Origin of the sequence: Roseofilum capinflatum BLCC-M114 (genome assembly GCF_030068505.1) — a bacterium.
GTDB classification, from domain to species: Bacteria; Cyanobacteriota; Cyanobacteriia; order Cyanobacteriales; family Desertifilaceae; genus Roseofilum; species Roseofilum capinflatum.
This window is the reverse complement of sequence record NZ_JAQOSO010000032.1, coordinates 23,942-46,248: the sequence shown is the minus strand read 5'-3', so window position 1 is coordinate 46,248 and position 22,307 is coordinate 23,942. Positions and strand designations below refer to the sequence as shown.

The window sequence follows — 22,307 nt, the reverse complement described above, 5'->3', positions numbered from 1 at the left end:
GGGGAATAGGGAATGGGGAATGGGGAATGGGGAATGGGGAATGGGGAATGGGGAAAACCCAGTAAAGAATCCATATTACCCATTACCCATTACCCCGCGAAATGCTGTAAATGTTAAGAAAAATCTCTAAATTTCAAGGTTGATTGCAATTTAGGGGCGATCACGTACTCTGGAGAAATTTGGGTGATACCCTGAGAAGACAAAATTGATCGACACTCACCCAAGCAGTGATCCTCTATGCATAATAAGCGTTCTGATTCAGATTGGCTCGAAGCGATCGTGACTGGCAGTATTGGCGCAGGTATTGTTACTTCTTTTGCCGTTAGCCAAGGGCAACATCCCCTCGTGGGTCTAGCTATTACCCTGTTTGCGGGGATCTCGGCTTGGTTAATCGATCGGGCGATCGCTTAAACTTGCAGCGCTTGGCGCTGTTATGGTGTAGAGTCTTAAAGGCTAAAAGCCATGTACCACATTCCCTATTCCCTATTCCCTATTCCCTATTCCCTAGCGCGAAGCGCTATAGGTTCTCAGTTTATCCGAGTGCTGCTCACAACTACTCTAATTATAGGCTCGGTAACTCTCTCAGTCCAAGCTCTGGAAATGGGAGAAGATGGGCCGCAAGTTCGGGAATTACAGGAACAGTTGCAACGATTAGGGTACTTTAATTTACAACCCACCGGACTGTTTCGAGAACTCACTAGAGATGCAGTAATTCGCTTTCAAGAAGACCAGGGCCTAATTCCCGATGGTATTGTGGGCGCACAAACTTGGAGTCGGTTACGTTCAGCAGGCACAGGGCGATCGACCTTAGACAATTCTCCCCTACTTCAGCGCGGAGACCAAGGCCCTCAAGTCACTGCTCTACAAGAAAAATTGATGGCCACAGGCTTCTTTAACGGCCCCATTACCGGATTATATGGCTCCTTAACCGAGGAAGCGGTTCGCTCCTATCAACAATCTCAAGGCTTAACCCCAGATGGCATTTATGGCCGCCGCACCCAAGCAAGACTCGAAAATGGAGCGCCCATGGGGAACGCCTTAAGTGCAGGGTCAGATCCCCATGTTCTAGAATTACAGCGCCGCTTAAAAGCCAGGGGATTTTATGATGGCCCCTTAGATGGCATTTTAGGCCCCCAAACTGAAGCAGCTATATCCAGAGCGCAAGAGAGCTATGGCATTAGCCCCGAAGATATTCGCTGAGTGTCCCTATCGGTAGTGCCGTGACAACCCTAAAATGGTGGGTTACGGCGGATTGAGTCCCTATCGGTAGGGTGTGTTAGCGAAGCGTAACGCACCAATTCGCTGCCTGAGCAACCAATCCTTGAGCAAAAGAAATCCATAGTGAGTCATTTTGAGTCATGTTACTGGAAAAAATCGCCTAGAATAAGGGCAACATAGACATCTGGATTAAAATCCCTTATTTCCTATGGACTCTCTAGCCTATCTACATCTAGCCCTCGCCTATCAAGACCCCACCAGCCCTGAATTGATCTTGGGCAAATGGCTGAAGCAATTCTGGCAACAGTGGCTCTCTAAACCTATCTCTAGTCGCTTTATCCTGCGATTACTGTCTGTAGCCACTGCTCTGACGATTCTGACTTTAGCCCAAGCTGCTCTCGCCTTATTACAAAGGGGAAGTGTTGGCCTGGAGGTGAGAGAACTTCAGTGGCAGCTACAGCAGTTGGGATACTATCAAGGCCCAATAGATGGTAACTTTGATTGGGCAACCGATCAAGCAGTCAGGAATTTACAAAGACAAGCTGGCCTTCAGGTAGATGGTGTCGTTGGACAGGATACTACGTGGGCTATTAGTCAACGTTTGGGAATACCTCCGAGAATCCCAACCGTACCTGTCTCATCCTTCCTTCCCCCTCCCCCTCCACCGAATTTCAACACGCCTTCTTATCTCGGCTCCAATGTATATAATCCGTCGGTTCAATCCTTTGGGACAATTAACCGTCAATTAGCACCAGGCGCTCAGGGAAATGATGTTGTAGAACTCCAAAGACTATTAATCAATAACGGTTTTAATCCAGGCCCCATTGATGGATATTATGGCCCGCTTACCAGAGATGCTGTCGAGCAGTTTCAGTTATCTAGGGGTTTATTTGCTAATGGTATCGCTGATGCCGAAACTATACAAGCATTATATGGGGGTGGATCGGGAAACAATATGGCCATCCCCAGGTTTACGCCCAAAGGATATGTGGTCGTTATTCCCACAGGCGATAACACTCTGGTGACTAGAGTTCAGGAAGTTAACTCCGGGGCACAACTCTACCGCAATCGCCGAGGCCGATATATTTATGTGGGAACCTATGGTAATCGAGATCAAGCGGAGAGTCAGTCGGCTTGGTTGCGATTTCGAGGATTTACCAATGCCAGAGTTGTTTATTTCCGTTAACCTCTAAATGGAGTACACAGCTTTTTGTAAGCCGGGTAGAAGTGCATCAATATAATCGGGCCAACCAATGACAATCATTTGTTGGTGGGCGAGGCTATCTGGATCGATGGCATTGGGGGTAAACTCTAGGGGTTGGCCCTCAAGATCGCAACAGACTAATCCGGCTTTCTGAGCTAAGGCGATCGGGCCAACAGTATCCCAGAGTTTCACCCGACGATTAAAGTAAAAATACAAGCCCACCCGGCCAAAAATGACTTCTAACACCTTTAAGCCAAAGCTGCCTAAAGAATTAAACTGAATGTGGGGAATAAACTCGGTTAAGGCTTGGCCATAGGTTTTTCGGTCTTGAAAGCCAATTTGCACGGGACAGAATGAGGCAGACGGGGGGGGAGGGATTTGGGGGATAATGGCTTTAGGCAGTTCTTGAGAGCGGATTTCAAACAAACCCCAATCGTAGCCCCCATAATATAATCTGGCCCGTGCTGGGGCATAAATCCAACCGGCGATCGGTTGATAATTTCGCAATAGTCCTACCATAACAGCATAATCTTGACGGCCATTGACTAAGCCTTCTGTACCATCTAAGGGGTCAATACACCATAAGTGTTCATAGGCTTGGTGAAATAAGCCCCTTGATGCTTCATTTTCCTCAGTAATAATGCCATCTTGGGGAAACATGCTACCAAAAACTTGGGCTAATTTCCGGTCTAAATAGCGATCGACATTGGTGACATAATCTCCTGGCCCTTTTTCATCCACCTCAAACGATTGACTGAGCAACTCAATTTGTTGACCACACTCTTGTAAGACTTGAGTGATTTTGGGATTAAACTCAGATGCAATGTCATCCATAGCTCTCTCGACATAAAAAAACGGGGTAACCAGCATTAGGTTAACCCGTTAACTTGGAAACGCGCTAGAGAAATTACTTTTGTACGACCAATTTCACGTTCGCGTTTTGCAGACCAGGACGCTTAACTTCGCTCAGGGTCTTGTTGACTGCATACTTTTGGTTGATGGAGTTGATCAACTCGGTTTGGTTGTGCTTTTTAGCTACACCCCAGAGGTCAGCGATGAGGTCGAAAGAACCATCCGCATTGCGAGACCAGCCGAGGTCATACTCGCCTTCGAGAACAGCAACGAGGTCAGCACGAACTTGTTGGCCGTTGTATCCGCGCACATTGGCTTCACTCTTGACGGAGATACCCAGGTCACGCAAGGAAGACTTGAGGATTTCAGCGTCGGTGATTTTGGTACGCAGGGTGCTAAAGTGAGACATTTGAGATTTCCTCCTAAGAAAACGGTGTTTGAGAGAAACGACAACTTATGGATTGAAACTATGCCGTTGATCGTTTTTGGCGATCGCTGGCTTTAAATGAAACTAGCGAGGGATACGCTAGTCTTTCCTCCTGTTGGGAGCAGGAGAGAAAGTCTGTTAGAACTCCAGTCGCTGATACTCAGCAACGGAAGCGGCCGCAGGTCTAGCCCGTTGTCTGGCCCAATCTCTGAGGGCCGTTACCTGTTCTTGCATCGTCTTCGACAGGGGCAACGTGGCTTTTATGGCAGCAATGATGTCCAGTTGGGTAAATTCCCGATCCTGGGCAAAGGCTTCATACATGGCTGCAATAATGGCCTGCTCAATTTCGGCTCCAGAAAAACCATCGCAAATCTTTGAGAGTTGCTCAAGATCGAAGCGGGACACATCTCGGCGACGTTTTTCTAGATGAATAGTGAAAATATCTGTACGCTCTTGTTCGTTGGGTAAGTCAACAAAGAAGATTTCGTCAAAGCGACCTTTACGCAAGAATTCTCCGGGTAGGCGTTCCACGCGGTTGGCGGTTGCCATCACGAATACGGGAGAGTCTTTTTCCTGCATCCAGGTGAGGAATGAGCCAAAGATCCGACTAGAGGTTCCCCCATCGGAGTCCGCAGACCCGGTTCCTCCCGCAAAGGCTTTGTCGAGTTCATCAATGAACAAGATAGCTGGGGAAATGGATTCAGCCGTTTTCAGGGCGTTTCGGAGGTTCGCTTCTGAACGACCGACCATGGAACCATCGTAGACTCGACCCATGTCTAATCGGAGTAGGGGTAATCCCCATAGGCGAGAGGTGGTTTTGGCAATTAAGGATTTTCCACAACCGGGAACTCCTAGAATGAGCATTCCTTTGGGTTGGGGTAAGCCATATTGCCTGGCTCGCTCAGTAAATGCATTAGAGCGCTGTTTGAGCCATGATTTGAGTTCCTCTAAGCCACCGATCGCATCAATGGTTTCGTCTTCTTCAATGTATTCCAGGATACCGTTACGGCGAATTAACTGTTTTTTCTCAGATAGAACAATTTCTACCTCAGATTCTGTTAATCGACCGGCTGTCACTTGGGCTTTGCGATACACCTTTTCGGCTTCGTCTAGGGTTAAGCCTAGAGCTGCTTTCAGGAGTTTTTCTCGCACATTGGTCTTGATCCGACTCGAACCGAGTTGGGTGGATAAGACTTGATTGAGTGCCTCTAAATCGGGTAGGGCAAAGTCAAGTACAATGACTTCTTTTTCCAGTTCGATGGGAATTTCTTGGACAGGAGACATCAAGATGATTGTCTTCTGCGTTCCCTTAAAATTGGCGATCGCATCGCGTAACCACCGCACGATTGTTGGCGTATAGAAAGAGTGCAAATCCTTAAAAATAAAGATCGCGCCTTCTTTGGGAGGTTGGCGAATCACCCATTCGATCGCCGCTTCCGGTGACAACGTATTGTGCTGGGTTACGCTGCGAGGTTCTCCGTACTCGACCATTCCTCGTGTCACTGTCCAAACGTAGAGTCGTCTGGGAGACTTGCCTTGTGCAAGGTTGGCTATGGATTGCTCTGCCCTCTCTTCCTCAGAGGTTACGAGGTAGATTAGAGGATATTGAGCTTTAATCAGAATACTAAGCTGCTCTCGCATAGCGATCGACCTACTTGCAACAGTGGGGATATGGGTTGCGGCTAGACTAACCTGATGGGACTAAATCGATAACTAAGGGTTAAAGGTTTAGCTTAAATATCGGATTAGCCCGGCCGTTCCTAATCGGATACGATCCGACAATGTTTAGCACGGAACTAATTCTTCCTCGCCAGACTGAGAAGTGGGGTTAAGATTTGAAACCCGTTCAACTGGCAGTTCCTCTTCAGACAGCACAGTGGGCTGATTCTTAAGAGTGACCAGTTCTCCATCATTGATAACGACTGAACTTTTACATTCTGGACAGGTATGGATTTGATATGTCTTCCCGTGGGAATCGTTCATATTTTCCACAACCTCTGGGTGTTCCAGGTAGAATGAAACTGCTCGTTCTACAATGGCTGACATCGGTTCTAAATCGACCGCCGCTTGTATTTTTAGCCGACGATGGAGTTCTGGGGGAATGTACAGCGTAACTTTTTGCTTGTCTTGCATATAGCTCTGGAGTCGTCCTATCCGGCTATGCCTTATTACCTTATCGATTCTATCATTAGCTGTCAAGACGTAAAGACTGTATGACGGCAATATTGTTACATTACTTTACAAAACAGAGAGGATGGAGGAAGGCGTTAAAAGCGCTAATCCCTTTGTGTGTCTTGATTTCAGTCTCTGCTTGCTCTGCCACTCCTCCATCAAGTAACTGGAAAATTTATCAAAATCCCCGCTATGGATTTACCTTCCCCTATCCCCACCGATGGCAAGCCCTACCCCCACCGGAAAATCAAGATGGGCAAATTTTCACTCATCCCGATCGCCCAGAGATTCAGATCCAAGGGTTTGCCCGCTCCCAGGTCGATCTCAAGGGTTTAGAGCCTGGCCCGAACTTCGTCACCAACCAGGGAATCAAAGCCGTATTAACCCCCACCGTGGAGACCACCACCAGCCGGTTAACCCTGAGAATCTATAGTAATCAAGTCTATTATGTTTGGGAGGGGCGATCGCCCAGTTCCGAGTTCGCCCAATATTATCCCCTCTTTGAACAGATCGCCAGGGAATACACCATTCCCGTCCATTAACCCTAAAATAACCCCTAATGTCAGGTTTATCCTCAGAAAGGAGCGATACCTATGAACCGGCAAACCTTTGGCCCAAGGTGTTTTGAAACGCCTTTCGGGACGTAATGCGTTCCAGATAAGCCACAATAGCGGGATAATCACCATAATCAAGTTGGGCTAACATCTGGGCATAATACAGATACGAAGCCACCGCTACATCGGCGACATCCAGGTTTGACCCCAATAAAAACGGCTGTTGAGATAAAATCTGATTCAGTGGTGCTAATAAACGAGGCATTTCTCGATCGCGGCGATCGGGCAAAAATAACCCTGGCCCTAGGGTGGCATTGGCAAACAAAACCCACTGTACTCGCTGCGATCGCCCTTCCAAATCATCCGGTAAATTTCCATACTTTTCTGCCAAGTACAGCAAAATCGCCCCAGACTCCCAGATGGTAAAGTCCTCATCCACCAGTGCAGGCACTTTACCCATGGGATTAATGGTCAAATACTCTGGTTTGCGGTGTTCATTTTCCTGGATATTGAGGGAGATATACTGATAGGGAAGGTTTAGCTCTTCTAAATACCATTGGACTAACGGCGATCGCGTCCTTGGGCCACCATACAGTTGGAGTTCAGATGTTGGGTTTTCAGTCATGGGTGAGGGTTGGGCGATCGCCTCCATCGGCATCAGCAGTGATGCAATTACACCCATTAGACCGAGAATAGGGGCAGATAGGGATGGGGCCATGGACTACAATCTCTCAATCAGTTTGCCCTAGAATTGTATAGACCTGATGGAATGACCGTCAATTGACTCAAACTCAATTGTGGATTGGACGAGTTTAGAAGATTTATACCCTTGGTTGAGTCAGAGGCGATCGATGGAGTGATAACTTAATCAAACCCAAAATCTGTAGGGGCGAACGGCCGTTCGCCCCTACCTCCTCGACCAAAGCGAAGCCCTTTCTTGCCATAATGCCCAGAGTATCCAACTCTGAGGCAAGACATGAACCACATACAAATAGAAGAACGCACCGTAGAAATCCTCGTTGTCGGTGGAGGTACGGGGGGCACTTGTGCCGCCATCCAAGCCGCTCGCAGGGGCGCTCAAACCCTGCTCGTCAGTGAATTTCCTTGGTTAGGGGGCATGTTAACCGCAGCCGGAGTCTCTGCTCCCGATGGTAGCGAGTTGGCAGCCTTTCAAACGGGAATGTGGGGGGCATTTGTGCGGGAATTAGGGCAGAAACAACCGGGAGGATTAGACCATAATTGGGTGAGTTTATTTGGATTTAGTCCCCAAATAGGAGCGCAAATTTTCCGGGACTGGGTAGACGCGCTGCCCAATCTAGATTGGATTTGGGGACAAACACCTTTGGAAGTGTATCGAAAGGGTAACCGGGTAACCGGTGTTCGGTTTCAAAACTTGCGGGTAAACGCCACACTTACCCTAGATGGAACTGAACTGGGAGATTTACTTGCCTTAGCCGATATTCCCCATCGTTGGGGGTGGGAACTGCAAGGGGAATGGGGAGAACCGAGCGCTCCTAAAGAAGCCAATGAACTCACCCAAAAGTATCCCGTGCAAGCGCCCACTTGGGTAATTCATCTGCAAGATTATGGAGAAGGAGTCAGTGCGCCAGAAATTCCCGGTTCTGTTGATGAATCAGCCTTTGCGGGTGCATGGGAAAACCATGGTGTAGAGAAATTCTTGAGCTATGGCCGTTTACCGGGTGGCACAATGATGATGAATTGGCCGATTAAGGGCAATGACTATGGAGTAAATCTGAATCGCCTGATTGAGTCGCCCCAAGACCAGTTTATCCTCTTACAAGAAGCCCTAGAACATAGTCTCAACTTTGGGCGCACGATTCAAAGCCAACTCGGACAGCGCTACGGGTTAGCGGTTAATCAATTTCCTGTCCTCGACTCCACCACCTCCCCCCGTTCTGCACTCCTTCCCCAGTTTCAACAAGGAGTTGCTCTTTACCCCTATTTTCGGGAAAGTCGGAGACTTAAAGGCAAAGTTACCCTACGAGAACAGGATATTTTGCCCCAACCGGAGGGCAATGTGGCGCTCTTACCCAGAGATGAGACGGGAAAGATTAATAGTATTGTTATTGCCAACTATCCCAACGACCATCATTATCCAGGGGTTGACTTCCGTCTGGCTCCCAAAGCTGTGCGCTGGGGGGGACGATGGACGGGAACGCCTTTTGCTATTCCCTATGGCTGTTTAGTTCCAGAAGAAATTACCGGATTTCTTGTTTGCGAAAAGAATATTTCTGTCTCCCATATTGCTAATGGAGCCACCCGCTTACAACCGGTGGTGATGAATATTGGTCAAGCCGCAGGAATGGCGGCAGCGCTGTGTGTTCAACGCCAGGAAGACCCCCATACTCTGCCGGTGCAAGTCTTACAATCAGCTTTATTGACCGATACAAGCGCCCCAGCAGCCGTTATTCCCTGTTTTAATCTGACCCATGGCTCCCCAGATTGGCAAAAATGGCAATTTTATTATTTAGACCATGGCCAGGAGTATCCCAAAAGTGGCGATGTTCCCTCGCCTCTAGCTCGCTTAGGAAACCCTTGTACTGATGGGTTAGAGGTATCAGGACTGTTTAAGCGTTTAGAGGAACAAAGCTATCAATTGCAGGTCAGCACTCCTTCTGAGTGGGGGGGGCGTACTTGGCGACTGATTACCACTGAACCCCTAGTCAATGCAGCTTTACAGACGCTGGCAGATCAAAAACGGGTTCGTCTGCGCGGACGGATGAATTTAGCCGGGGGTTGGATGATTGTGGAAGAAATTACGGACGTTTTCAGTTGATAAACTTCTAGAGTTTATCCGGATGAACTAGGGAAACCGATGAGAAGTAGAACAGTTACTTCAAGGCAGATGTTTCCCATGCGTATCTACAACTCCATTAAAGTTAATCGTTTTCTGTTTTTGTCCTTGGTTATTGGTTCAATAGGTTGGGTTAACCTGCAAACCAGTGCCACGGTTGGTTCCGAGTTCGGTCAATCTGCTACCTATGCAGAAGACCATCGGGGAAGCGGACGCTGTGATAACGGTTGCCCTTCTTCCCAATCTTTTGATAGCACAGAAATTGCTCGTCGGGGTAGTGGGCGAATTGACTCGAATCAGGCAACTTAAAGGGATAGTCGGGATGGAATACTGTCTAGTCCTGCACTTCTAATACCATGATGATCAGCTTTAGCTCCTATAGTCCCCCATAGTCTTTATGGGGGTATTTTTGTCATGGGTGATGGGTAAACGGCTCTCGTGCCGTGACAACCCTAAAATGGTGGGTTACGGCGGATTGATAGATTGCTGTCAGAGTCTAGGTTTTAGCCGCCTAACCCACCCTACGCTAATGCACATTTTTAGCTGTGTCAAGGCTCTAGGATAAATTGGGAAGGATAACCGTTTAATTGGACTGGATATGATTAAGGTTTTACATTTATCGGATATCCATTTGGGGAGTGGGTTGAGTCATGGACGGGTGAATCCGGAAACTGGGCTGAATACGCGCTTGGAAGATTTTATCAGGAGTTTGTCGGAATGTATCGATCGCGCGATCGCCGAACCGGTGGATTTAGTCTTATTTGGGGGCGATGCTTTCCCGGATGCGACTCCTCCTCCCTATGTGAGTCAAGCGTTTGCGCGGCAATTCTACCGGTTAGTGGAGGCGAATATTCCGACGGTGTTATTGGTGGGAAATCATGACCAACATGCTCAAGGGAAGGGGGGGGCGAGTTTATCGATTTACCAAACTTTGGGGGTTCCAGGGTTTATTGTGGGCGATCGCCTAGCTTTGCATCAGATTACCACCCCCCACGGCCCCGTTCAAGTGATTACCCTACCCTGGTTAACCCGTTCGAGTTTATTCACTCGTCCAGAAACCAAAGAATTATCGCTATCAGAAATTAATCATCAGTTAATCGACCGTTTGCGAACTGCCCTCGAAGCCCAAATTCGCCGCCTCAATTCTGATATTCCCACCATTCTTTTAGCCCATGTGATGGTCGATAATGCCCATTATGGGGCAGAGCGCTTTTTAGCTGTGGGTAAAGGGTTTACCATTCCCTTGTCGATTCTAGCCCGTCCCTGTTTCGACTATGTAGCCCTGGGCCATGTCCATAAACATCAAATTTTATGCGATCGCCCCCCGGTTGTCTATCCGGGTAGTATTGAACGGGTCGATTTTAGTGAAGAGAAAGAACAGAAGGGTTATATGCTGGTGGACATCGAGAAAAGGCAGACCCATGTAGAGTTTTGTCCCTTAAATGTGCGGGCATTTAAGACCATTAAAGTGGATCTCACCCAGGCAGAAAACCCCCAAGACAAACTCAACCATACCCTAGAAAAATCATCCATTCAAGATGCTGTAGTGCGTTTGATTTATCAAATTCGTTCGGAACAGCTCGATTTAATCGATTCCCAGGAACTCCATCAACAGCTAGAAGCTGCCCATAGTTATACCATTCAACCGGAATTAGTCAGTCAACTTTCCCGCACGCGACTCCCAGAATTAGGCCAAGGGAAGGAAGTCGATCCTCTATCAGCTCTGCAAGCTTATTTAGACAATCGGGAAGATTTACAAGAATTGGCTCCACAGATGCTAGAAGCAGCACAAGAGTTATTGCAGCGTGAGGCACTTTAGTGGGGGAATGGGGGGATAGGGAGACACTTCAGACGCGGGGATTACCTATTGCCTATTGCCCATTCCCTATTCCCTAGCGCGTAGCGCTACATTACTGGTTATTTGTCGATTCACAATAGCGGCGCTGTTCCCGTTCTTCTCTCGCTCTTTGAAAATCTAAAGTATTCAAATCAACGGGTTCTCGCATCTCGTCTGGGGTTTCGGGATCGCCTTGGTAAATCGTTGCGCCATCGGGCATTTTAGCGCCATTGAGCTTAATCTGATTATCAACGATCGCCCCCGTAAAATCGGCTCCGGTTAAGTCTGTATTTCTTAAGTCTGCACCGCGCAGATCGACTCCTTGCAACTTAGCATCTACAAAGTTAGACCATCTAAAGTTACCGCCTTGTAAATTAGCGTTGCTTAAATCGGCACAAGTGAAGTAAGACCCTTCAAAGTTACTGTTACTTAAGTTGGCATTCATTAACCGAGATTGCCGTAATTGCGAGCCTTTAACGGTTCTGCCTGTAATGTTACTTAAATCAGCTTCAATTAGATCGCATCCTTGACAGGTGCGACCTCCGTTGAGCAGTTGGGAAACATGATCGGGGTTAGCGGCGATCGCTACAGTCGTTAATCCTAGACTTATCCCGATAACCGTGGCTAGAGTCGTTTTGAGTTTGAGCATGGTCGTAAAGAGGTGAAGAAACTTCAACTATTTTGAGTATAATCATAGCTCCTACATCGAGAAATTTAAGCTTAAAAAAATATTAACTTTTTCTGATTCTAATGATAGAATTATTCGATTGCTATCTAGTAGGACAGAACACTTTATGTATGATATACCACACTTTCTTGTACAAAGCCCAACTATTTCTCCGAGTCCGGAATCCTTACCGGAACCCGTAGATCTGGTTTCTGATAGTGGACAAACGATTGTTTACATTGGTGTATTTTTATTGATTGTAACTATAATCATTATTCTAGGAATGATCAATAAAACCATGGAAAAAGCATTAATAATTTCAGGTCTATTAACCTTGATTTTAATTCCTCTATTATGGTTGATCTAAACGGTCGAATGTTTCAAGTTAGACTACAATAGAACCAAAAATCGTTATTCTTGCTGCATTGAGTGTTTACCAATTGCCATGACCTTAATCAAAGTTCCCCAAATCTGGGATATTCCCGATCGCCAGATCACCCCAGAGTCGGTCTTCATGAATCGTCGGAAATTGCTCAAGGGGCTGATGGGAGCGGGAATTACCGCTAGTCTGCTGCCTTTAACGGCTTGTGGCCAGCAAAATCAACCGGGCAATATTGAATATGGTTATACCACGCCAGAGGCGATCGCTCAAAATCCAGACTTTCTCCAGGGCAATTTGGAAATTACCCCCCAGGCCCTATCGTCCCAATATAATAACTTTTACGAGTTTGGAACCACCAAATCCATTCAGCAAGCGGCCCAAGCGTTGCCGACCGAAAACTGGAAAGTAGAAGTGGGAGGATTGGTGAAAAATCCCCAAACCTATGATATCGATGATTTACGCAAAAAATTTGAGATGGAAGAGCGGGTTTATCGGTTTCGCTGCGTCGAAGCTTGGGCTATGGTTGTCCCTTGGTTAGGGTTCCCTATGCGGAAACTGATCGAAGCGGTCGAACCCACCTCCGAGGCGAAATTTGTCCGGTTTACCTCTTGGTATGATAAAGCTATTAGTACCGGCCCCTCCTGGAGTCCCTTTTCTAGCATTCCTTGGCCCTATACTGAAGGCTTAAGAATTGACGAGATGGCCAATGAACTCGCCTTTTTTGCCACGGGAATTTATGGCAAAGATTTGCCCAAACAACATGGCGCACCCATTCGTCAAGTCATTCCTTGGAAATATGGATTTAAGGGCGCAAAATCTATTGTCAAGATTGAATTTATCGACACTCAACCGGCTACCTTTTGGAATACGATCGATGCCAGTGAATATGGTTTTGAAGCCAATGTGAATCCCGATAAACCCCATCCCCGATGGTCTCAAGCCACGGAACGGCTTATTAGTGAAGGAGCGCCGTTCACTTGGCCCAGACAACCGACCTTGCACTATAACGGCTATGGGGAATGGGTGGCTCATTTATATGGTTAAGCCTATGCTTTAAAGAGTGTGAGCATTAAACCTAACCATTAACAGGTGATGAGGAGTGAAAACTAAATATTGGAGATTAGGAGGACTAGGGGCGATCGCCGGCCTAGTCCTGTGGGTCGTTCCTGCTTGGGCAGAGCTACAGCGCTATCAGATTATAGCCCTAGTCGAAGCTTTGCGAATTTCAGCCCCCCAAGGGCAAACCGCAGAAATGCTCTATGGCCCGTGGAAAATTAGACCGAATAATATTACCCGATGGTCTCGATGGTGTCTGGGGGAATCAGTCGCTCCGGAAGCCTTTGCAGTCAATCTTGAGCAAACCAGAGCCGTTTTAGTCTGTATTGTCGGGGATGTTCTCGCCGAAGAATATGCCACCAGCGCTCAAGATGAAAACCTTGCCATCCGTAGAACGGCGGCTTGGTGGGTGTCGGGTAATCCCAATTTGTATGATCAAGGGGACATTGCTGTTTACACTAATAAAGTATGGGAGTCTTATCAAGACTTCCGGAAACACCCCACAGACTTTTAGATCTCAAAGTCTGGGAATCGTAAACGACTCGACTGAAAATATTACTCGGATTACTCCATGGACACCATTAGAGACTTTTTACACCCCATTGTTGACCCCATTGCTGATTATTTCGCCAGTTTGGGCATTCCTGAACCCATCACCCACTGGGGACACCCCCTGATGATGGGTATTGTGGTTTTTGTGTTGGGCAGTTTTGTTGCCTTTGTCGGATGGCGCGGACGGAGTGCGACTAATGAAGAGGAGAAAACTCAAAATCTGCTCAATCACCGCAAACTTGCCCCATTTTTAACCCTATTCTTGGGTCTCGGATATACCGGAGGGGTTTTATCTCTAGTGATGCAAGGGCAGCCTATTCTAGAGAGTCCGCACTTTTGGACGGGTTCGATTGTCTTAGTGCTGTTGGGCATTAATGGGGCAATTTCGATTACCAAGTTTGGGGGAGATAATAAACCTTCCTTGCGTACCGTTCATGCTTATTTGGGTACGGCAGCTTTGGCACTGTTGTTCGTTCATGCCTTTTTAGGTCTGAACTTGGGCTTATCCATTTAAATCGACTTATAGCTTGATTTTCTCTAACCCCCCTTTGTTCAGGGGGGTTTTCAATGATACAGGGCTTCGCAGACATGAAAAGCGCTCTGCTGGCAAGCATTGAAAATCAAGACTTGAAGACAGAAGAGTTTCAAGTCTTACTCATTACCGATTACCTATTCCCAAAAATAACCCTCTTGAATGGTGGTTTGGCCGGTGGTGGGGTCGTATTTGAGCAGGTATTCGCGGGTAATGGCTTGTTGCTCTCGTAAATTTTTAACTTCGGTTTGGGCGATTTCTGTATCGGTGGAGAGGAGCATGACTTGGTGGGAGGCGCTGGGGAAGTAGCGCTCGATTAGGTTTTGCCGGTGGGAGGAGTCGAGGCGACCAAGGGGGGTATCAATGGCAACAGGGAGTTGGCGGCCGGAGACTCTGGCTAAACCCCAGAGAAAGGCGATCGCCAAAAGTTGTTTTTCTCCGGCAGATAGGCGGTGTTTGGGCAGGGGTTGACCTTCGCAATCATACAGAGCGAGGCTGTAGTCTTCGGTACTGATAACGACGCGGTGAACGAGGTCTGATTTGTGCAGCAGGTAGCGGAAGCATTCGGTGACGTGGTTTTCGAGCTTGTTGAGTTTCTTGAGGGTGAGTTTTTCTCGGTATTGAGTGAGTATTATTTTAACTCTGGCGATGGAGTTGACCATATGGGTCTCGCTTTCCCTAGCCAGAAATTTATCGCTGTAGTCTTTGAGTTCTTTTTTCGCCTCGTCGATGCTGCGCTCGATGTCTCGCAGTTGCCGATGTTTGTATTCTAAATCGATTTCGAGTTTGGTCTTTTTGTCGTTGGCTTGTTCTTTGGCTTCCATTAATTTTTGGTAGATTTCGGGAGAAGCGGCGACGGTGAGTTTGCGCTCGATATCCATCAGTTGCTGCTCTAATTTTTCCAGGGCTTCGGATTCGGCTTGGGCTTTTTGTCGTTGGGTGGGAACGTCGTAGGCGATCAGTTTTTCTAGGTTTTCTAGTTCTTCCGGGGTGGCTTGTAGCCAGGTTTTTTCTGGGGGTAAGATTTCCTGTTCTAAATGGTAGTAGTCTTGCTGTAAAAAGGCTTCAATTTCGGTGGTTTGGGAGTCGGAAAGATTAAGGGTTTGCAGATGGTTGAGTAAACGCCGATCGCGCTCCTGAATGCGATCGCGGGAAATTTGCGCTTTGAGGGACTCCTGTTCCGCTTTCCCTTGGGCGATCGCCGGGTTGATCAGATCTTCAATCAGGCTCAGGGGCAGGGAGGTGGCGGCTAAATTCACCAGTGCGTCGCGAGTCTGTTGAATTTTGGCCTCTTGGTTCTTTTTCTCCAAGTCAAGCTGATGGCGTTCGGCTGCAATTTTTCCTCCTTCGGAAACAAACTCATTTTCGGCCTGTTTAGCGGCTTTTTGGGCCCGTTTGAGCATATTTTCTATATTCTTGCTCTCTTGGGTAATGCGCTCCTTCTCCCGGTCATAACCCTTGAGTTTGTGGTCAATGTCCTCTAAATTGCCCAATTCCTGCTTATCGGCGATCTTCTTTTGCTGACGACGGGAGAGGATGTCTAGGTCGGTGTCCAGGCGATCGGCTAATTCTAAGCCTAATAAGGATTGAATCGCTTGCACGACTAAGGGAGGAGGAGCATCGAGATCGGCCAATTCTTTCACCTGTTCCCCATCGAATAAAAACAGGTTAGAAATGCCCAAAGGTAACAGGTTTTCAATATAATCATCCCAAGTATCTCTGAGGGCATTTTCGGGAAATTCACCGTTAAGAATGCCTAGGGTATCTTTGCTGTCTGCTGTTGTCCAATGGCGGATAATTCGCAGTTGGGTATGGAATTGAGAGTCAGAAGAAACATTGAACGTAGGGGCGAACGGCCGTTCGCCCCTACCCTGCTGTCCTAACTTACTGCTATCGCTAGAAACGATCTGTACTAACAGTTCTAACCGGGTTTTTTCTCCGTTGGGAGTATGGCGGTTAACGCATTGTTTCAGGAAGTTGGCATAACTGAGATTTCCCCGCGTGGAACATTCGGCACGATGGCCATAAAGGACTAAGCGAATGGCATCCATGAGGGTGGTTTTTCCTCCCCCATTCATTCCCCCTAAGAGGAGGATGGGTTTACCATCATTGGGGCAGAGGTTGAGGATTTGTCTACCCCTGTAGGGGCCGAAGTTTTCTAATACGAGTTCGAGGAAGATCATGTCAGTTAACAATTAAATATGGTTGTGCCCTCTCCCTATATCCTTCTCCCACAGGAGAGGGACTTTTTTTGTGGGGTATCGAGCGTTATGCCCTCTCCCTATATCCCTCTCCCACGGGGAGAGGGACTTTTTTGTGGGGTATCGAGCGTTGTGTGCCCTCTCCCTATATCCCTCTCCCACGGGGAGAGGGACTTTTTTGTGGGGGATGAGGCGTTGTGCCCTCTCCCTATATCCCTCTCCCACAGGAGAGGGACTTTTTTGTGGGGTATCGAGCGTTGTGTGCCCTCTCCCTATATCCCTCTCCCACGGGGAGAGGGACTTTACCCCCTTCTCCCGTGGGAGAAGGGGGCAGGGGGATGAGGGCTAACCATTCTCAGCAGACGAGCCAAATTTGATGTCTCCCCAACCTAAACTGAGTTGTTCGGTTGGGGGTGGGGGTTCGGGTTTGGGTTGGTTGTCGGGATGGTTGGGATCGGCTTTTTCGGGGTGTTTGATGAAGTCTTCCACTTTTTCCGCGTTTCCTTCCAAAGTGGCGGTTTTTATGGCTCGTTGAAAATGAGCATCTGTAATGGCTTTGTCTTGTTCGCGGGAACTGATATCAAAGCATTTGCTCAGAGCTTCATAAATGCCGTGACGACTGCCTTTGTTTTGATATTGGCGTTCGGTGTTGAGGAGTCTGGCGAGTAGCTCGAATTCCATGGAGTCTTTATCGGTGACTTCTTCGAGAACGCTCCACTCGTCTAAACCGAGGAGGGTGCGATCGCCTTCTGGACGGCGATCGATAAATGCTTCTCCGGTGACTTCTTGATAAATTCGCGGTAAGCTATCCTCGAATTCATGTTTTTCTTCTAGCCAAATGCGGCGAATTTCGCTCAGTTCTTCGGGGGTGATCAAGGTTATTTCTCCCATTTCTGGCGGTGCAGTTTGCCGAACTTGTACCTGTGCTTCGAGCAGTCGTCTGAGCAGATATTCCCGCCATTCTTTTTTATAAGGGCCGGGAATAGGTTGGAGTTCAGTTTTTTTATCAGCTCCCTGTATTTTGCGCTCAAAGAGTTCGACTCTTCCATAGATGCGCCGAAAATCTCGTTTATCGCGATCATTTTTTGGATCGAGTTCACTGCGAATATCTAAAAGCGGTTGTAACCATTCCTTTTCTTCGTCATTTTGGATCATGGCTTCCATGGATTTATCCTTATCGACTAAGGTACAAACCCAGCACCCAAAGCGAGAACTTCCGCAACTGGGGGTTGAGGTATCGACGACTAGGGGACATTCGTTATCGGCAGTTGCTCCCCGATACATGGAAAATAGATCTTTGTTGTTGTTTCCCCAAGGATTTTCCCATTGCATGAGGTACATCCAGACTTCATCCGTTCGCCAATCTTCAATTGGGGTATAGAGTAAAGAACTGGGTAAGTGTACATGAGGACATAACCGATCTTTTACTTTTCCTTGCTCGCGTTTGTTCATGATGGCAGCACGGCGAGTGCTTTCCGTTTTACGGGTTCCTAAAATTACGATTGCTTCTCCATTTTTCCGGACAATATCCCGGATAAAATGATTCGATGGATGAACTTTTAATCTTGGAGTACACCACCTAAAACTATGACGCGGTGCAGGATAACCTCGACCCACTAATCCGACCCAATAGGTTTCTGATATTTCTGGAATGAGTAAATGAGGTTCAATCGGCATCCGTTGCTTTTTGGCCGATGCTTTCATCAATTCGATAGATTTTCTAACCCATTGAGAAACAATCGGATTTTCTACCAGAGTGTCAGTTGTAATGACATAAATCAGTTTAGTCCTCTTTTCTTCGGGGAGCCTAGCGATAGCATTCCAAACAAGCTGCAATGTGGCTGTACTGTCTTTGCCACCAGACAAACCCACAATAAACGGAATTTCATTATCTAAGTATAATTCTTGAATCTCTAGAGTCAGTGTTTCCAGATCATCAATAAATTCTTGAATAGTGCGCGATTCAGTTGTTTCTTTTTCAAGTATGGGTTGTTCTAGCACTTTGAATCCCTCTTAACTGTATGCTTCAAATACTTTTTTACGATGCCAGTATAAGGCCTCAAGGCTAGGAAAATCTTTCTGTAAACTCGGTAACAGTATACGTTCTCCGTGAAAATCTTTCATAGGACGTGCATAAGGTGAGTCTTCTTCTAAATCATCAGCTACTATGATTCTGTAATCTTCATTAATGAAAAACCAACCCATTTCAAAAGCCCAATGATGGTTCTTACACAAGGATAAACCATTAGTTATGCTATTATCATAAAACTCTGATAGTCGTTTAATATGTGCCCCATCTACAATGAACTGCTTCAAACTTCTTTGTACTTTAAGTCGGCAAAATGCACATCGGTAATCATAGATATGGACAATACTTTTACGAAAAAAGGCTTTTCTTACAACAGATTTACTCATTCTAAAAGTTGGCGTTTCTACCGAATCTCTTAAACTGAGATTTGCTAGATCCTGTGAGTCTTCAGGATCTTCTACAAATCGATCATTAATGTCTAAAATTTCTTCTAGCTTGGTTTGACTAACACTAAACCATGACGCAATCAAAGTATCAATAAGCTGATTTCGGTATTGGTCATTTTGTAGTAACTTAAATAAAGAATTATCAAGGTATGCATACTCTACAAACTCATTGAGCTTGGTTTTACTTTTAATTTGAGTATCTTTAAATGGCTTCTTAAACTCAAGATGCCAAAATCCTTCATTTTTAAGATGAAAAAACGGGTAATAAAGTCTAGGTAATCGTCTAGATTCTTTAACAATAATTTTCCAGTATTTATCAAATATTTTTTCAAGTTCTTCTGAAACAAAAATGCGATTGTTTTGAATATAACCCTGACCAATCAAATCTATAACTGATAAAAGAAGAATTGGTTTATGAAAAGCTTTACCGAGTTCCTTTGTTTTGTGGACTTTAAGCGTTGAAAAGCACTTGCAATAATAAGCTAAATTCCGTTGGTCTTCCTCAGATCTAACCTGACTCATGTTTCCAAAAACCCCATCAAATAGTCGCGCATCCAAACCCTAGTCGCAGCAGAAACTGGAAAGCGTCCCTTAATCATAATCGAATCTTGCCAAACTGGGTTAGCCACTGACCAATCCACCCGCGCCAAACCCTGTAAGCAATTCTCCCAAGACTCTGGATACAGAGACAACAGGGTAACCCCCACGTCAGCCAACCCCCAAAAGGCGATCGCCTGACAACAGACATACCTCTCCCTAGCCTCCCACGCCATCAACTCCCCCGTCAACACCGATCGCCAAACCCCCATTACCTCCCACACCCCCCGCCAAAATAATACCGCCTCTGCCACCGTTACCCCCTGCTCCAACATCTGGGCGATCGCCGGATACACCCCAGACAACGTAAACAACTTACCCGACTTCGCCCCTAAACGGCTGCGCTCCATCTCCGTTAATTTCCGTAAGCACTCAACCTCCTTAATCACATGAAACACCCAACCCTCGCCCCGCTCTCGATGGTTATACAACCACCCCAAACCCGGATCGACGCGCATCCCATAGCGATTGAGATCGTAAAACATCTGCTGCGATCGCTCCAACCCCATCCCCAAAAAGAAACATACCGCGATCGTCTCATATCCCAGCTCTGGACGCTCCTGTACTGCCCATTCCAGCGCCATCCTACGATGCATCCCATCATTAATCGTCAACGTGGCATCCATGGGCACATACAAGCGCCCCATCTTCCAATCTTCCCCCTCCTCGCTCACTGGTTCAAACCGCGTATCCCCATCAATTGCCACCATCAGCCCCGGTAAAACATAACTCTGAGAATGGTCTAAAATATAACGAGACAAAGACTTAATTCGCGATCGAGACGGCGATCGGCCAACCCGCAACACCGGGTCACTCTTCCCCATCCCCACCGGAAACAACTTCGGTAAAAACCGCAAAGGACACATCGACGTATAATACTCATACCCCGCCTGAATCCCCCGCACCACCGGTAACACATACTCAAACGCAGTCAACATCACCCTTTCCCCCCCCGCGACCCCTCCAGTATGACATAGTTTTTTAAAAAGATTCCAAAGTTTTAGAAAAAATGCCCTCTCCCCAAGGAGAGGGACTTTGAACCCCCTTCTCCTGTGGGAGAAGGGGGCAGGGGGAAGAGGGCAACCTGACGAATATCAATGAGATAATCAACCTTAACCCCAAATTCCCCATTCCCCCACTCATTACTCATTACTCAAACATGACCCAACTCCTCGTGCAAAAAACCCAAATGGGACAAAGCCAAGCCTACCTCACCTCCGTCACCCTCGAATGGCTCGCTAACCATGTCCGGTTTGCCCACCAACTGCCCCTGTTTCAACACAAATTCGACCCCCAAACCCACAACCCCATCCGGGATGCCGACACCATCGAACAATTGCAACAGCGCCCCCTCGACTGGTCGCGCCAAGCCCCCCTGGCCCAATATCTCGCCGTCCGTCCCAACCACAAATTCCCCCCTATCCTCGCCGTCATCAGTCCCCCCTGGGTCGATGAACCCCATGCTCCTGAATGGGACAGCCAAGATCGGGCTACTGAGTCTGCCGCCCAATTCACCCCCCTCGACCTGGGCGAAGTCGAAGGGCACTCAACCCTGGGCCAGCTCAACCTCGATCGCACCTTTTCCCTCTTTGCCCTCGATGGCCAACATCGGCTCATGGGTATCCAAGGCCTGATGGAACTGATCCGCACCGGTTCCCTGCCCAAATACAAGAAAAACAAAAAGCCCACCGGCTCCAGCATCACCGCCGAAGACCTCTATCAGCACTACCCCATTACCCCCAGCCAACTACAAAACCTGGCCCAAGAAACCATCGGCCTAGAGATCCTGCCCGCCGTTCTCCCTGGGGAAACTCGCGACCAAGCCAGGGGTCGCATCCGCTCTATTTTCGTCCATGTCAACCTGATGGCTGTGCGCCTGAGTGCCGGTCAATTGGCGCTCTTGAATGAAGATGATGGCTTCTCTATTGTCGCCCGTCGCCTTGCCGTTCACCATCCCCTACTGAAAGCAGACGGCGATCGCCACCCCAGAGTCAACTTCGACAGCGCCACCGTCTCCGCCAAATCCACCGTACTCACCACCCTCCCCGCCCTCAAAGACATGGCCCAAGCCTATCTCCAGCATCCCTATCCCCACTGGAAACCAACCGACAAAGGCCTGATCCCCCTGCGTCCCGAAGACGAAGAACTCCAAGAAGCCATAGACACCCTCTCCACCCTCTTCGACCACCTCGCCACCCTTCCCAGCTACCAGAGCCTCGAAACCGGAGCCTTATCTACCGACCTACGCCGCTTCAGCTTTGAGAGTATCGGCGGCAAAGGTCACATGCTCTTCCGTCCCGTCGGTCAAATCGCCCTCGTTCGGGCGATCGGTATCCTCGTGTACCAACACAACCTCAGCTTAACCCGCATCTTCAGCCAACTTTGCACCTACGACACTCAAGGCGGCTTCAGTCATATCGATCACCCCGAATCCCTCTGGTACGGCATCCTCTTCAACCCCACCAAAAAACGCATCCAAGTCTCCGGCCGGGATCTCGCCACCCGTCTGTTGATCCACCTGATCGACGACACCCCCGACACCCTAGAAAGGGCCCAACTGCGCCAAGACCTCGCCAATGCTCGCACCTTCCAAGACAAAGCCCTCAGCTTCGACGGTAAATTTGTTCATCCCCGCCAACTGACTCTACCGAGTCAATTGGGGGGATAGGGGAATGGGGGGATTGGCGATCGCCTCAATTTTGTTAAAATAACAAATCGTTAAAACTTGCAGATGAGCCATCAACCCGAACACCTCCTAATAGTTTA

The 22,307-nt window shown here is 47.7% G+C and carries 21 protein-coding genes; 11 read left to right on the top strand and 10 right to left on the bottom strand.

Annotated features, from left to right (window positions below; genetic code table 11):
• Nucleotides 1-237: 237 nt before the first annotated feature.
• From PMG25_RS07415 to PMG25_RS07405, 3 genes are all read left to right on the top strand, one after another.
• Nucleotides 238-411, top strand: coding sequence for a hypothetical protein (locus PMG25_RS07415; RefSeq protein ID WP_283766264.1), 174 nt, complete (start codon nucleotides 238-240; stop codon nucleotides 409-411).
• Nucleotides 412-462: 51 nt separating this feature from the next.
• Complete coding sequence (locus PMG25_RS07410) at nucleotides 463-1,200, top strand: peptidoglycan-binding domain-containing protein (protein ID WP_283766263.1); 738 nt, start codon at nucleotides 463-465, stop codon at nucleotides 1,198-1,200.
• A gap of 226 nt (nucleotides 1,201-1,426) precedes the next feature.
• On the top strand, nucleotides 1,427-2,404 hold the full coding sequence (locus PMG25_RS07405; protein ID WP_283766262.1) for a peptidoglycan-binding domain-containing protein: 978 nt from the start codon (nucleotides 1,427-1,429) through the stop codon (nucleotides 2,402-2,404).
• A gap of 3 nt (nucleotides 2,405-2,407) precedes the next feature.
• On the opposite strand, the gene PMG25_RS07400 is transcribed toward PMG25_RS07405, so the two are convergent.
• The 4 genes from PMG25_RS07400 to PMG25_RS07385 form a co-directional block, all read right to left on the bottom strand.
• A complete protein-coding gene (locus PMG25_RS07400) occupies nucleotides 2,408-3,256 on the bottom strand; it encodes a 3'(2'),5'-bisphosphate nucleotidase CysQ family protein (protein ID WP_283766261.1) in 849 nt (282 codons plus the stop codon).
• 73 nt (nucleotides 3,257-3,329) lie between these two features.
• Complete coding sequence (locus tag PMG25_RS07395) at nucleotides 3,330-3,683, bottom strand: DUF1257 domain-containing protein (protein WP_283766260.1); 354 nt, start codon at nucleotides 3,681-3,683, stop codon at nucleotides 3,330-3,332.
• Nucleotides 3,684-3,839: 156 nt separating this feature from the next.
• On the bottom strand, nucleotides 3,840-5,342 hold the full coding sequence (ycf46, locus tag PMG25_RS07390) for a stress-responsive protein Ycf46 (RefSeq protein WP_283766259.1): 1,503 nt from the start codon (nucleotides 5,340-5,342) through the stop codon (nucleotides 3,840-3,842).
• Nucleotides 5,343-5,486: 144 nt separating this feature from the next.
• Nucleotides 5,487-5,834 (bottom strand): slr0373 family blue light stress response protein, encoded by a 348-nt coding sequence (locus PMG25_RS07385; RefSeq protein WP_283766258.1) that lies wholly within the window; start codon nucleotides 5,832-5,834, stop codon nucleotides 5,487-5,489.
• 161 nt (nucleotides 5,835-5,995) lie between these two features.
• Between PMG25_RS07385 and PMG25_RS07380 the strand changes: the two genes are divergently transcribed.
• On the top strand, nucleotides 5,996-6,415 hold the full coding sequence (locus PMG25_RS07380; RefSeq protein ID WP_283766257.1) for a hypothetical protein: 420 nt from the start codon (nucleotides 5,996-5,998) through the stop codon (nucleotides 6,413-6,415).
• 49 nt (nucleotides 6,416-6,464) lie between these two features.
• Here the strand turns inward: PMG25_RS07380 and PMG25_RS07375 are convergent, their stop codons facing one another.
• Entirely contained in the window at nucleotides 6,465-7,145 is a 681-nt protein-coding gene (locus tag PMG25_RS07375) for a glutathione S-transferase family protein (protein ID WP_283766256.1), read from the bottom strand.
• Nucleotides 7,146-7,403: 258 nt separating this feature from the next.
• On the opposite strand from PMG25_RS07375, the gene PMG25_RS07370 reads away from it, so the two are divergent.
• From PMG25_RS07370 to sbcD, 3 genes are all read left to right on the top strand, one after another.
• The gene (locus tag PMG25_RS07370) at nucleotides 7,404-9,224 is read left to right on the top strand and encodes an FAD-dependent oxidoreductase (RefSeq protein WP_283766255.1); all 1,821 of its coding nucleotides are present in this window, start codon (nucleotides 7,404-7,406) and stop codon (nucleotides 9,222-9,224) included.
• 78 nt (nucleotides 9,225-9,302) lie between these two features.
• Nucleotides 9,303-9,551, top strand: a complete 249-nt coding sequence (locus tag PMG25_RS07365; RefSeq protein ID WP_283766254.1) for a hypothetical protein — start codon at nucleotides 9,303-9,305, stop codon at nucleotides 9,549-9,551.
• 289 nt (nucleotides 9,552-9,840) lie between these two features.
• Entirely contained in the window at nucleotides 9,841-11,061 is a 1,221-nt protein-coding gene (sbcD, locus tag PMG25_RS07360) for an exonuclease subunit SbcD (protein ID WP_283766253.1), read from the top strand.
• Nucleotides 11,062-11,152: 91 nt separating this feature from the next.
• Here sbcD and PMG25_RS07355 read toward each other — a convergent pair whose 3' ends face one another.
• Nucleotides 11,153-11,728 carry a pentapeptide repeat-containing protein gene (locus PMG25_RS07355; RefSeq protein ID WP_283766252.1) on the bottom strand — a complete coding sequence of 192 codons (576 nt, stop codon included), beginning with the start codon at nucleotides 11,726-11,728 and terminating at the stop codon, nucleotides 11,153-11,155.
• Nucleotides 11,729-12,191: 463 nt separating this feature from the next.
• Between PMG25_RS07355 and msrP the strand changes: the two genes are divergently transcribed.
• The 3 genes from msrP to PMG25_RS07340 are packed head-to-tail and all read left to right on the top strand — an operon-like array spanning nucleotide 12,192 to nucleotide 14,250.
• Entirely contained in the window at nucleotides 12,192-13,172 is a 981-nt protein-coding gene (gene msrP / locus PMG25_RS07350) for a protein-methionine-sulfoxide reductase catalytic subunit MsrP (RefSeq protein ID WP_283766251.1), read from the top strand.
• 55 nt (nucleotides 13,173-13,227) lie between these two features.
• Nucleotides 13,228-13,698, top strand: coding sequence for a hypothetical protein (locus tag PMG25_RS07345; RefSeq protein WP_283766250.1), 471 nt, complete (start codon nucleotides 13,228-13,230; stop codon nucleotides 13,696-13,698).
• A 57-nt stretch (nucleotides 13,699-13,755) separates the two neighbouring features.
• The gene (locus PMG25_RS07340) at nucleotides 13,756-14,250 is read left to right on the top strand and encodes a DUF4079 domain-containing protein (protein WP_283766249.1); all 495 of its coding nucleotides are present in this window, start codon (nucleotides 13,756-13,758) and stop codon (nucleotides 14,248-14,250) included.
• Between the two features lie 155 nt (nucleotides 14,251-14,405).
• Here PMG25_RS07340 and dndD read toward each other — a convergent pair whose 3' ends face one another.
• The 4 genes from dndD to PMG25_RS07320 form a co-directional block, all read right to left on the bottom strand.
• On the bottom strand, nucleotides 14,406-16,451 hold the full coding sequence (gene dndD / locus PMG25_RS07335) for a DNA sulfur modification protein DndD (protein WP_283766248.1): 2,046 nt from the start codon (nucleotides 16,449-16,451) through the stop codon (nucleotides 14,406-14,408).
• Between the two features lie 363 nt (nucleotides 16,452-16,814).
• On the bottom strand, nucleotides 16,815-18,470 hold the full coding sequence (gene dndC / locus PMG25_RS07330; protein ID WP_283766247.1) for a DNA phosphorothioation system sulfurtransferase DndC: 1,656 nt from the start codon (nucleotides 18,468-18,470) through the stop codon (nucleotides 16,815-16,817).
• Between the two features lie 12 nt (nucleotides 18,471-18,482).
• Nucleotides 18,483-19,466: an HNH endonuclease gene (locus PMG25_RS07325; protein WP_283766246.1), complete on the bottom strand. Its 984-nt coding sequence runs from the start codon at nucleotides 19,464-19,466 to the stop codon at nucleotides 18,483-18,485.
• Nucleotides 19,463-20,479, bottom strand: coding sequence for a DNA sulfur modification protein DndB (locus PMG25_RS07320; RefSeq protein ID WP_283766245.1), 1,017 nt, complete (start codon nucleotides 20,477-20,479; stop codon nucleotides 19,463-19,465). Before PMG25_RS07320 ends, PMG25_RS07325 begins: the two co-directional genes overlap by 4 nt.
• A 221-nt stretch (nucleotides 20,480-20,700) precedes the next feature.
• Between PMG25_RS07320 and PMG25_RS07315 the strand changes: the two genes are divergently transcribed.
• Nucleotides 20,701-22,209, top strand: coding sequence for a DGQHR domain-containing protein (locus PMG25_RS07315; protein ID WP_283766244.1), 1,509 nt, complete (start codon nucleotides 20,701-20,703; stop codon nucleotides 22,207-22,209).
• Nucleotides 22,210-22,307: the final 98 nt, after the last annotated feature.

Bases quoted from the DNA above. Each gene is read 5' to 3' on its own strand.
- PMG25_RS07405 (WP_283766262.1), top strand. From the start codon at position 1,427: ATGGACTCTCTAGCCTATCTACATCTAGCCCTCGCCTATCAAGACCCC.
- PMG25_RS07410 (WP_283766263.1), top strand. From the start codon at position 463: ATGTACCACATTCCCTATTCCCTATTCCCTATTCCCTATTCCCTAGCG.
- PMG25_RS07415 (WP_283766264.1), top strand. From the start codon at position 238: ATGCATAATAAGCGTTCTGATTCAGATTGGCTCGAAGCGATCGTGACT.
- msrP (WP_283766251.1), top strand. From the start codon at position 12,192: ATGACCTTAATCAAAGTTCCCCAAATCTGGGATATTCCCGATCGCCAG.
- PMG25_RS07355 (WP_283766252.1), bottom strand. From the start codon at position 11,728: ATGCTCAAACTCAAAACGACTCTAGCCACGGTTATCGGGATAAGTCTA.
- PMG25_RS07370 (WP_283766255.1), top strand. From the start codon at position 7,404: ATGAACCACATACAAATAGAAGAACGCACCGTAGAAATCCTCGTTGTC.
- sbcD (WP_283766253.1), top strand. From the start codon at position 9,841: ATGATTAAGGTTTTACATTTATCGGATATCCATTTGGGGAGTGGGTTG.
- PMG25_RS07400 (WP_283766261.1), bottom strand. From the start codon at position 3,256: ATGGATGACATTGCATCTGAGTTTAATCCCAAAATCACTCAAGTCTTA.
- PMG25_RS07340 (WP_283766249.1), top strand. From the start codon at position 13,756: ATGGACACCATTAGAGACTTTTTACACCCCATTGTTGACCCCATTGCT.
- PMG25_RS07320 (WP_283766245.1), bottom strand. From the start codon at position 20,479: ATGTTGACTGCGTTTGAGTATGTGTTACCGGTGGTGCGGGGGATTCAG.
- PMG25_RS07325 (WP_283766246.1), bottom strand. From the start codon at position 19,466: ATGAGTCAGGTTAGATCTGAGGAAGACCAACGGAATTTAGCTTATTAT.
- PMG25_RS07385 (WP_283766258.1), bottom strand. From the start codon at position 5,834: ATGCAAGACAAGCAAAAAGTTACGCTGTACATTCCCCCAGAACTCCAT.
- PMG25_RS07395 (WP_283766260.1), bottom strand. From the start codon at position 3,683: ATGTCTCACTTTAGCACCCTGCGTACCAAAATCACCGACGCTGAAATC.
- PMG25_RS07365 (WP_283766254.1), top strand. From the start codon at position 9,303: ATGCGTATCTACAACTCCATTAAAGTTAATCGTTTTCTGTTTTTGTCC.
- PMG25_RS07375 (WP_283766256.1), bottom strand. From the start codon at position 7,145: ATGGCCCCATCCCTATCTGCCCCTATTCTCGGTCTAATGGGTGTAATT.
- dndD (WP_283766248.1), bottom strand. From the start codon at position 16,451: ATGATCTTCCTCGAACTCGTATTAGAAAACTTCGGCCCCTACAGGGGT.
- ycf46 (WP_283766259.1), bottom strand. From the start codon at position 5,342: ATGCGAGAGCAGCTTAGTATTCTGATTAAAGCTCAATATCCTCTAATC.
- PMG25_RS07315 (WP_283766244.1), top strand. From the start codon at position 20,701: ATGACCCAACTCCTCGTGCAAAAAACCCAAATGGGACAAAGCCAAGCC.